Source organism: Oceanobacillus arenosus (assembly GCF_003369575.1).
Taxonomy (GTDB): domain Bacteria; phylum Bacillota; class Bacilli; order Bacillales; family Amphibacillaceae; genus Oceanobacillus; species Oceanobacillus arenosus.
The window spans coordinates 1-10,516 of the sequence record NZ_PIOC01000022.1 but is presented as its reverse complement, the minus strand read 5'-3'; the positions used below and the strand labels follow the sequence as shown (position 1 = coordinate 10,516).

At 38.6% G+C, this 10,516-nt stretch carries 12 protein-coding genes; 10 read left to right on the top strand and 2 right to left on the bottom strand.

The window, feature by feature from the left end; genetic code table 11:
* Positions 1 to 798, bottom strand: a 798-nt coding sequence (locus CWR48_RS14940) for a M14 family zinc carboxypeptidase (RefSeq protein ID WP_115774124.1), incomplete at its 3' end; no start/stop codon positions are given.
* A gap of 461 nt (positions 799 to 1,259) precedes the next feature.
* Between CWR48_RS14940 and CWR48_RS14935 the strand changes: the two genes are divergently transcribed.
* Positions 1,260 to 2,561, top strand: coding sequence for a purple acid phosphatase family protein (locus CWR48_RS14935; RefSeq protein WP_115774123.1), 1,302 nt, complete (start codon positions 1,260 to 1,262; stop codon positions 2,559 to 2,561).
* Between the two features lie 472 nt (positions 2,562 to 3,033).
* Here CWR48_RS14935 and CWR48_RS14930 read toward each other — a convergent pair whose 3' ends face one another.
* Positions 3,034 to 3,921, bottom strand: a complete 888-nt coding sequence (locus CWR48_RS14930) for a LysR family transcriptional regulator (protein WP_115774127.1) — start codon at positions 3,919 to 3,921, stop codon at positions 3,034 to 3,036.
* 154 nt (positions 3,922 to 4,075) lie between these two features.
* Here CWR48_RS14930 and CWR48_RS14925 point away from each other — a divergent pair, with 154 nt between their 5' ends.
* The 9 genes from CWR48_RS14925 to CWR48_RS14885 all read left to right on the top strand — a co-directional run bounded on the left by CWR48_RS14925 (position 4,076) and on the right by CWR48_RS14885 (position 10,041).
* Complete coding sequence (locus tag CWR48_RS14925; protein ID WP_115774122.1) at positions 4,076 to 5,044, top strand: DMT family transporter; 969 nt, start codon at positions 4,076 to 4,078, stop codon at positions 5,042 to 5,044.
* 110 nt (positions 5,045 to 5,154) lie between these two features.
* Positions 5,155 to 5,340, top strand: coding sequence for a helix-turn-helix domain-containing protein (locus CWR48_RS14920; RefSeq protein WP_115774121.1), 186 nt, complete (start codon positions 5,155 to 5,157; stop codon positions 5,338 to 5,340).
* Positions 5,341 to 5,401: 61 nt separating this feature from the next.
* Entirely contained in the window at positions 5,402 to 6,184 is a 783-nt protein-coding gene (locus tag CWR48_RS14915; protein WP_115774120.1) for a DnaD domain-containing protein, read from the top strand.
* Entirely contained in the window at positions 6,181 to 6,507 is a 327-nt protein-coding gene (locus CWR48_RS14910; RefSeq protein ID WP_115774119.1) for a hypothetical protein, read from the top strand. The genes CWR48_RS14915 and CWR48_RS14910 overlap by 4 nt, the downstream gene beginning before the upstream one ends.
* Positions 6,497 to 7,759 (top strand): replicative DNA helicase, encoded by a 1,263-nt coding sequence (gene dnaB / locus CWR48_RS14905; protein ID WP_115774118.1) that lies wholly within the window; start codon positions 6,497 to 6,499, stop codon positions 7,757 to 7,759. The genes CWR48_RS14910 and dnaB overlap by 11 nt, the downstream gene beginning before the upstream one ends.
* 226 nt (positions 7,760 to 7,985) lie before the next feature.
* Positions 7,986 to 8,270, top strand: coding sequence for a hypothetical protein (locus CWR48_RS20880; protein ID WP_245976828.1), 285 nt, complete (start codon positions 7,986 to 7,988; stop codon positions 8,268 to 8,270).
* Positions 8,271 to 8,911: 641 nt separating this feature from the next.
* A complete protein-coding gene (locus CWR48_RS14895; RefSeq protein WP_115774117.1) occupies positions 8,912 to 9,283 on the top strand; it encodes a group-specific protein in 372 nt (123 codons plus the stop codon).
* Positions 9,284 to 9,299: 16 nt separating this feature from the next.
* Positions 9,300 to 9,815 carry an RNA polymerase sigma factor gene (locus tag CWR48_RS14890; protein WP_115774125.1) on the top strand — a complete coding sequence of 172 codons (516 nt, stop codon included), beginning with the start codon at positions 9,300 to 9,302 and terminating at the stop codon, positions 9,813 to 9,815.
* Positions 9,796 to 10,041 (top strand): hypothetical protein, encoded by a 246-nt coding sequence (locus tag CWR48_RS14885; protein WP_115774116.1) that lies wholly within the window; start codon positions 9,796 to 9,798, stop codon positions 10,039 to 10,041. The genes CWR48_RS14890 and CWR48_RS14885 overlap by 20 nt, the downstream gene beginning before the upstream one ends.
* Positions 10,042 to 10,516 lie beyond the last annotated feature (475 nt).

Below are 10,516 nucleotides of genomic sequence, written 5' to 3'. Positions count from 1 at the left end.
AGAACCACCGTCATATTTACCAAGGTGTCCCCAGCCAGATGGATTAATCTTATCAAACACTACAGCACCTAATTGTTTGGATTTATGAACCACTTCGGGATCTGCATTCTCCGTAGTTGGGTAAAGAATTGATCCTGACACTAACTCTCCATCACGTTCACTTTGCGCTCCCTGATGATGAAGGTCAATCATATAATCAATATCGTAGGCACGTAATACATTATTATGAAGGGCCTGTGTTTCCGGGAAGATTTTATTTACATGGTCACGGTTCAGATCTTCGCCCACTGCATTGTATCTTGTTAGATGACGATCTCCGCTCGCAATATAATCATCTAATTCAAAGTCTACGTCTCCCATTGCTCCATCAGGGTTTAGCATCGGTACGATTAACACATTGACATTATCCAGAACGCCTTTTGTTTTACCTGTTCCCAGGTGTTTAATGAATTCAAGAGCTCCCTCTGTCGTCAACTGCTCGTTTCCATGTTGCTGTGTTAGGAAAAGTATCGTTGGATTTTCCGGGTTGGACATGTATTTAACAAGGTATAAATCGCGGCCTTTCATGGATTGGCCAATCACTTCTAATTCCATTTGTTCTTGTTTTGCTTCCTGTGTTTGAAGATAATCAACCATTTCATCATAGGTGGTAAGAATAGAAGTATTAATTTGTCCGTTCCCATTGTAATTTGGACCATTTCCCACCGCACTTACAACCGGAGAAGTAAGGATTGTTCCCCCAATGATAAGTGCCCCAGTAAGACTGACCGTTAATAGCCATTTGTTTAGCTTTTTCATCATAACCCTCCATTTTTTCGTTATATTGTAGTTTTCGATAGACGGGAATACAAATCCTCTTTAAATTCAGAAAATGAAGAATACTACCCATTACCAAATAAATATTAAGGTGTTTTGACTAGTTAGTAGTCTTAGAATGTGTAAAAAGTATGGGGAAATGGATTCGTAGATCAAAGAGTCAGTCCCCTGCTGCACTTAGTGATAATGGAGAAATCACAAATAATTAATTTTGGTTTTGTTTGACTTCACTATTTTAGCTAATCCCACACTAATTACAGATAATGGTAAATTATTAAATTATTTGGGTATCCTTACCTTTTAAACATATATTGGATCGGTTTTCTTCTAGGTCTTATTTATCGTTTTATAATTGTTAAGTTGAACTTAACATGAACAATACATTTTCTTTACAAATAGGTGCTAGCATATGATTAGAAAAGAAAAAACTGAGGAGTGAAAAAATGAGAAATTATCTAACTAGTAAAACGAACAGACGTCTCTTGAATGTTTTAACAGCATCCGCATTACTTATGCCACTTGCATTTCCAGCGGCGGGAACAACGGTACAAGCAGCACCAATTGATGAAGTATCGTATGGGGTTAGTGATATTGCCTTTGCTCCAGGAGCTGATGAAACACAACGTACATTTAACTGGTATACAGAACTTACTAATGAACCTGGAGTTGTGCAATTTGCAAAGGCCAATAATGGCAATGGTAAGCAGTTTCCTAAGGGGAAAACAACAACTGTTCAAGCGACATTGGAAGAAGCTACTAGCGGGGAATCCAGCCATGAAGCAACCATTACAGGTCTAAAAGAAAATACTACATACAATTATCGTTTTGGTGATGGGGAAGGTAATTGGAGTGAGATCAATACCTTTACTGTTCGCGGTGACGATGAATTCAATTTCCTATTGTTTGGTGATCCTCAACTTGGTTCAAGTGGCAATGTACTAGCAGATAAATCTGGTTGGAATAATACATTAGATGTGGCATTAGACGCCTTTCCTGAAACACATTTCTTAGTTTCTGCCGGTGACCAAGTGAACAAATCAAACAATGAAGAAGAGTATGATGCTTATTTCTCACCAGATGAAATTAAAGAATATCCAATTCAAACGACAGTAGGAAACCATGACAACTCAGCAACATATGATTCCCACTATAATGTTCCAAATGAATCTGATTTAGGAGCAACAAGTGCTGGCGGTGACTATTACTATACTTATAACGATGCCTTATTTATTGTCTTGAATACGAATAGTCGAAATAACGAAGAACACGCCCAATTTGTTGAAGAAACAGTAGCGGCAAATCCGGATGCAAATTGGAAATTTGTAGTAATGCATCACTCCATTTATAGTGAAAATAGCCATAAATATGATGGTGATATACTTGAACGTCGTGAAGAACTTGTTCCAGCTTTTGATGCTAATGACATTGATGTCGTATTTGCAGGACATGATCATGGTTATGTTCGTACACACCAAATGGAAGCTGATCAGCCACTGATGGATCAAAGATTTTTGTCTAAAAACATAGTTGAAGATCCATCAGGTATTCTTTATCTAACAGCTAACTCTTCAAGCGGGAGCAAATACTATAATTGGAAAGACGATGCTAGTTATTATTCAGCTGTAAGAAGCCAATCATATAGACCATCGTTTATGAATGCTGAAATAACGGATGAATCTGCTTCATTTACAACATATGATGCTGTTACTAATGAAATTATTGACCAATATAAGATTGTTAAATAATGGTACTCTTTTCCAAACGCACGATTAACATGTAAGAAAAAAGGCTGAATTCAATTAATGAATTCAGCCTTTTCCAAAGACGTATAAAGGGACAGGTACATCGTGTACCATTGAATTAAAGGGGTTGCGAACGCGGTGACTGTCCCTCTGTCGTCCCGGAATTAACGAGTGGTGCTTTTCATGATGCACTCTGATGGCACAAGACTGTAATATTTCAATGACTTTTGTTCGGTCGAAAGATGGAATTAGTCATGATCCTCGTGAATTTTCAACATATGAAGATATTGCTGTTGGCACCGAATCACTGTACCGAATGGTAGTAAAGATGGCAACGAGAACAAATGCAAACGGAAAAAATGAAACACATGACTCACCTATTAACTGTTCAACATTTGGAGATACTTTGCGATTAGATATAAAAGGCAGGAGAAGAGAAAGCAATAATTACTCTTCTCCTCTTAAATTGAAAGGCTTAATAAACAATATAGCTCATTGGTCCAATCGATGCTTCTTTATTCATTTCAATGGTATCGATAAAAGTTTCGATTGTTGAAGTTAAGAATGCGTCGGCTCTTCTAATAAAAACAGTTTTAACCTTACTATATTGCTCCGGAAGTGTATGACATCGGATTAGTCCACTATTTTCCAATTGTGTAACGGTTGACTTGGGAACGAATGTAATACCAATCCCCATGACAACACTGCGTAAAATTGTTTCCAGTGTACCGAATTCCATTATTTGCTGCGGGATGATGTTTTGGTCTTTATACCAGGCTTCTAAACGTGCGCGGTATCCGCAGCCCTTGCTAAAGCATAGAATTGGTTCTTCTTTTAATTCTTCCAATGTTGAGAAGCGCATATCCGAAATTAAAACAAGCTCCTCTTGAAATACATCATGGGATATTAGGTCGGGGTGTAAGTCTGATTCTGTGATGAATGCACCTTCTAACTCATGATTTAATACTTGTTCCTTTAATTTGTCCGTAACGCCAGTAAATAATGATAAATCTACCTTTCTATATTTCTTAATATAGCTGGATAATATGATTGGTAAATGAATGACAGTTTCAACGGTTCCAATTTCTAGTTTTCCAGACGGTTCTTGTTTATTTTGAATCGTTTTTTTCATTTCATTTGTTAGCAATAATATTTGTTTACTATAAGTTAATAGTTTTTTTCCTTCTGGAGTCAAACTCATCCCGCGGCGGTGTCGGTTAAACAAAGGAGTATCCAGTTCTGTTTCGAGTTTATGAATTCTTGATGTAATATTTGATTGCACATAATTAAACTCCTTTGCAGCTGCTGTGATGGTTCCTTTTTCCGCCACTATCTGGAAAATTTCTAAATCCTTAAATTCCACGCGTATCACCTTTCTTTCATCGTTTCTTGTATATTTTATGATATCACTAAAATTGATGTAAAACATTAATTTCATTCACTTTACAAGATATCAAGAATGATAGATGATTGATTATGGAAAATCGATATTTCAAGCAAGAGGGGGAAGGGAAAAGTTGAAAAGTAATCTTTTATTAGGAGCGATTTTATGTTTTATTGCTGCTGCTTCATGGGGTGCAATGTTTCCTGTAGCACATGCGGCATTCGAACATATCGACCCTTTCTATTTTACAATTATTCGCTATGCATCCGTTACAATCATTTTAGTAGCGATTTTATTAGTCAAAGAAGGTAAGAAGGCTTTTCGACTGGAAGGAAAAGGATTTAAATTATGGTTTTTCGGTACGATGGCATTTACAGCCTATAATCTGCTCATCTTCTGGGGAGAAAATTTATTAGGTGAGCCAGGTGTGATGGTGGCATCCATTATGGAGTCGCTAATGCCAATGATTTCCATTGTAATTGGCCTAGTGATTTTTAAAAGCCGCACGCATCTATTCACATTACTATGTGTAATCGTGTCATTTATTGGGGCTATATTAGTCATAACAAAAGGTGATATAAAAGCATTTTTTGGTGCAGCGGATCATATTTTACCTTCGATTCTCATATTAGTTGCCGTTATTGGATGGGTGATTTACACGATGGGTGGCAGTGAGTTTAGTGGTTGGTCCGCATTAAGATATTCAACTTTAAGCTGTTTACTGGGAACAATCACTGCTGTTGTTATTGTATTCGTGGCAACGCTTTTTAGTGATTTATCTGTTCCTTCTATAGAAGTCGTCAAAACAGTAAGTCCGCATTTATTATTTATGATTATCTTCCCTGGTGTCATTGCCTTGGTTGGCTGGAACGTCGGTGTGAGTATCTTATCCCCTTTAAATGCACTGTTGTTTATTAATTTTGTGCCTATTACTACCCTGCTTATTTCAATTTTGCAAGGAAATCATGTCACAAGATTCGATATTATTGGTACGGTCCTTATTATTGTTTCACTTCTGGCAAATAATCTTTTTGCAAGAATGATACAAAAGAGAGAATCAAAGAAGCATATTCAACTAGATATTCGGAGCCGTGCATCTTAGCATGCAATTGCATTTGAAAATAATTAAAAATAATTTAACGGAATACACCCCCTTTTACACTTTCATTTCGATTGTAGAGATGAAAGAACAAAAAGGAGGTGTTTTTTTATATGGAAATCAAAACGATGACAGTGAAGGAAATGGCTGCCTATCTCGGGGTACATCTTGATACAGTCTACAAAATGGCACGTGCGAATGAGATTCCACATTTTCGTCTTCGCAGTAAAATTCTATTTTCGAAAGGTACAGTTGATGCCTGGATTGAGAATCAGCAGGAACAATCGAAAGGAAATTGAGCCCTAACCTAAATAAGAACCAATTTGAATCTAGCAGAATAAAAGAAGGAGGTTTTCCAAAATGAACTATATCAAACAGATAAATGCATTCAGGGATTACTTGGCATTCAATGCATTGCCGTCAAGGGCAATCGTGTTATGGCACACTTTAATGTTGATTAACAATATGGTTGGATGGAAACGTCGATTCAACGCTACGAACGCTTTAGTCCAACAGTATGGTGGTTTATCGAAGCAGCGGGTGTCCGAGGCAAGGGAAATACTTGTAAGCTGTGGGCTCATTCATTATGAACGTGGGGCAAATGGCCGGGCGCCAGTTTATGAAATGGTGGTGCTCGACGGCTCACAGAATAAAACGGGAGTCGCTAATTTACAGGCTCCCTCTCTAAATCCGGACCAATTAGCGGACCAAAACCCGGACCAAGTTCAGGACCAACTTCCGGACCAAAGCCGGACCATACTTAAACAGAAACATAAACAAAAACAAGAGAGAAGAAGAGGAGAAGACAGGCAAGATTCTTTAACTTTTTACGATCAAAACTTTTCAACCCTAAAACCAGCTGCACGTGATGTAATTGTTAGCTGGTGTGAGAAAAACGGCGATGAAATGGTGTTGGAGGCAATGCATGTTGCTGTGATGAATGGCGGCAAAACCTTAAAATACATCGAGAAGATTTTAAATGAATGGTCACGTGCAGGGCTTGGCAGTCTGGATCAAGTACGGGATTTCCAACAGCAAAAGGGATCTAAACAGGAGCGGAAGCGGTCGGTACCATTTTGGAAGAAGGTCCAGACAGAAAACAAATCGATCCTGGATAAACTAAGAGAGGAGATGTTGGTATGACGAAGGAAGAAGCGTTCGATGTACTAGATGCGATTCAGGAATTTTATCCAAGTGTGAAAATGGGAGAGAGGAAGATTAGGGCATTCATCCCACAGTTGCTAAGGATGGATTATGAAGGTGTGATGCACAATTTATCTGCCCATGTTGGCTCCAATCAGTATGCGCCGACGCTTACGGAAATTGCGGCATATCCAGTAGAGCCGAATATGCATTTAGAGGAGATGCGTGCGTGGCAGGAGAAGGCGGCAAAGGTTCCTGAGGAAACGAAGCGCGCGTTTGAAGAGGCATTAAGAAAATTGGTGGAGAAGTGCCATGCCGATTGAAAATTATGAAGCGGAAGTGGCGGTACTAGGCTCGGTGCTGTTGGATGGAACGCTATTCAAGGATCTGGAAGTGCAGGAGGAGCACTTCCATGATTCTCGTCATAGGCGCATCTACCGTGCGATGCAGCTTGCATCAGAAAAGGATGCGTTCATCGACGTCGTTGTCGTTACGACAAGACTTGGGGATGCGATTGAACAGGTTGGAAATACCTCCTATTTGCTGGAAATGGCGGAATCCGTGGCGAGTACGTCTGCCATTAAGCATTATGAACGGCTCGTATTTGATGCGTATCGTATGAGGAAATCGAGGGAAAGTGTAACGCAGTATTTGAGCAATTCATCTGATGAGGAGCTGGGCGTGCTGATTGAGCAGCTGCAGGTTATTCAAGCTGCAGGTGCGATTAGTCAGGAAAAATCCGTCTACGATCATTTGCAGGACATTGCTGGTGAAATGTTCCATCCAGAGCGTATGCAGCAGGGATGCATGACATCATATGAGCAGCTTGATAATATGACTGGTGGTTTACAGCGCGGAGATCTGCTGATAGTTGCAGCGAGGCCATCCGTTGGGAAGACGGCATTTGCACTTAATTTAGCTGCAGGGCATTGCAAGCAAGGTGGATCGGCTCAGGTTTTTAGTTTGGAGATGGGGACGAAGCAATTATTGCATCGAATGCTTTCTGCTGAAGGTGCAATCAATGGCCGGAAGTGGCGGACAACGGCATTCACCGACGAGGATTATCAACGAGCAGTCCAGGCGATTGGTGTAATATCCAATTGGAGTCTGGATGTCTATGATAAAAAAAGAACACTGCTTGAAATACGATCCGCTGTTCGCAAAAAGGTCCAAGATAATCCAGATGGCAATCATCTTATCATCATTGATTATTTGCAATTAATCACACCAGCAAAACAGCGGGAACGCCGGGACCTTGAGGTTGGGGAGATTACACGAGAGCTTAAGCAATTGGCAATTGAACTACATATACCAATTCTATTAATCTCCCAGCTATCGAGAAATGTGGAGTCGCGCCAAAATAAGCGTCCGCTGATGTCAGATTTGCGCGAGTCAGGCAATATAGAGCAGGATGCTGATGTCATATTCTTTCTATATCGTGAGGATTATTATGAGAAGAATCCCGAGCAGAACAATCGGATGGAAGTCATTATTTCCAAGCACCGGAATGGGCCGACTGGAACGGTGGAATTGGTGTTTGAGAAGGAGTATGGGTGGTTTGGGGATGTGGGGTAGGTTTCGTGCCTGTCCCTATTTCCTTCCTGACACTTGGTTTACTCCAAATTGGATCTTCTGTTTCGAATTGTATGATTATCATATTTTCCGCCATCATCAACCTAATAACACAGCGGGGAACGGACTTTATAGATAAAAATCAAAATCTGTCCAATAGCCCAATAATTACGTTTTCCCTCTGCGTAGGCTGATTGTGTAGAGATCTATGTAGAAATGAGGGAAATAGATGAATCAAGATTGGTATAAACCAATGGAGTATAGAGAGCATGTGGATGATTTATATGCAGGCTTTTTGCAGCAACCATACAATAGAGATGATAACCAAGGTATTTACGGTGAACAGCGTTTTATCAGTCCATTTATAGTACCATTTGTCGGTGCTCTGGCAGGTGGTCTTTTGGCAGGTACCGTTTTCAGACCGAATTATGTTTATCAACCACCATACCCAGTGTATGCACCATATTCTCCATATCCCCAGTACCCCCAATATCCGTATTATCTACCTTATTAAGCATTGTTATGAGCGGAATAGACGTACATCGTTTCATTAGATGTACGTCTCACCTTTCTTCATGATAAATATTTATTATCTAGGATTTAGGGACTGATTTTGAATTGCGTCCCAATTGTTAGACAAACTATCAAATTGAAAAAGTATTTAATGATAGTAAGAACTCGGACCAAGTTCTTATCGAAGTAGAGGTAGGTGAAAGCCGATTAACTATTATAGAAGTAAGTGATTATATTTGTTTGATAGGTTATTCGGAAAATCATCATCATGTGCATTTGAAAGGAATCTTTCCCTATGATTAAAGGATCAGTCCTCCACTGCACTCGTTGTTCGATATATAGGATTGGTTAAAATTAGTAAATAGGTCCAATTTGAGAGTTTCACAGATTTTCAGTTCATTATTAATGGAGGGTGAAGAACCAACCATTTACCGGAAAGTTGGGGTAAAAATCGAATTGACGTTTATTGCTCCCCTCTGTGTGTTAACAATTTGCCAAAGTGTAAAAAGGAACTTAGTCACCGGTATCACTTTTACATAGTAAGAGTTATAAGGAGAGGCAAAAAACAGTTTCGATTAAATGAACCTTTTTGCTTTCTCATTTGTATAGTTAGAAAAGAAGGTAAAAAGGGGATGTTACAAAATGGATACTGGTTGGATTGTTTCTCTTATCGTTGCTGGTTTCTTAATGACTTTCATTTTAGCGATTGCCATTCCAATGGATCGCAAGTATGTTATCCGTGAAAATGGTAAAATCAATTATAAGAAAACGAAAATATATTTAAGATGGAACGTATTTGATACACTTACCCTTGGCCTATCCGTATATACCGTTATTTGTGTTCAAGTTCTTAATCTTTTAGTCTCTAGTGGTGAAACGGTTGAGAATGTTTTTGTGCAATTTTTTACAAACCAAGCACAAGTATGGACCCTTGTATCAATTATTTACTTAATTTCTAGGGTATCTATGACACTGAAAACTATTAAGGAACGCTGGGGCGATGAGATTGAGTGAACGTGAAGATGAATTGATGATTGCTTATCAAAATGGTGATAACGAAGCTTTAGAAGCGATATATACCTTATTAAAGCCATCTCTCTATTCATTTATTTTCCGCTATTCAAGAGACGAACAATTAAGCATTGATATCGTTCAAGACACATTTGTTAAACTACAACGAAATAAGCACGATTACAATCCAAGCAAGGGAAAACTAAAATCATATCTTTTTCAAATTGCATATCGATTGATGATAACAAAATTAAACCGCCGCAAGAGATGGAGGAACCTTTTTCCCTTTCTTACCCCGATACAGACTGAACAATTTCATCAATCGGACAGAATAACCATTCGGGAAGCCATTACAAAGCTCCCTGAAATACAGCGAACTGTTGTATTGCTTTTCTACTATCACGATATGCCACAAGAAGAAATAGCGAAAATCCTTGAAATTCCGAAAGGGACAGTAAAATCAAGATTACACACGGCAATCAAAAGATTAAAAGAAGAATTGGAGGGAGACGAATATGAGTCAGGATCCCTTTAAGAAGGATCGTCATCTACGTATGAAGTTGGAAGAATATCATGTAGATATCCCCTATTTCCCAATGAAACCTAGTAGGTGGGCACGATTCATCAATCTTCTAGCTTCACCTGCAAAAGACCCGCTTGATCCATTAATTTCAACATCGAATGGACTTTTGCTGCTAAAACTTGTTCCAATAATGGGAACGGTCGCATTCGCATTAATACAAGTTTTAATTTTTCTATAAGGCGTGAGTCAAGATACGCATGGTAAACTTTTAAGTATCAAATTGGACCGACTAGAACGGGAGTTGGTGTATCTAAAGAGCAAATGATTTATGTAGTAAGAAAGTATAAATGCTTTCTTACTACATAAGTGCAACTAAGGCTGTCACCCAAAATCTTGGTGACAACCGAGTTGTCTAATAAAAAATATTGTTGACATGTATCAAATAACGGGGTATGATGTAATTCCACTAGGGAGATAAGTCGTTAATATAAATTTACAAAATAAATTTGTTGTTGACAAAATGTTTCAACTTGTGGTAATATATAAAAGTTGCTTCTGAAGCAACAGAACATTTGCTCTTTGAAAACTGAACAAAACAACCAGTATGTCAACGAAAAGAAACTTGTTTTCTTTTCAACAAAACAAGAAGGTAACACTTCTTAAAGCTTGAGACTGATGGAATTGATTGGTGTCAATTTCATTTCAAACACTTT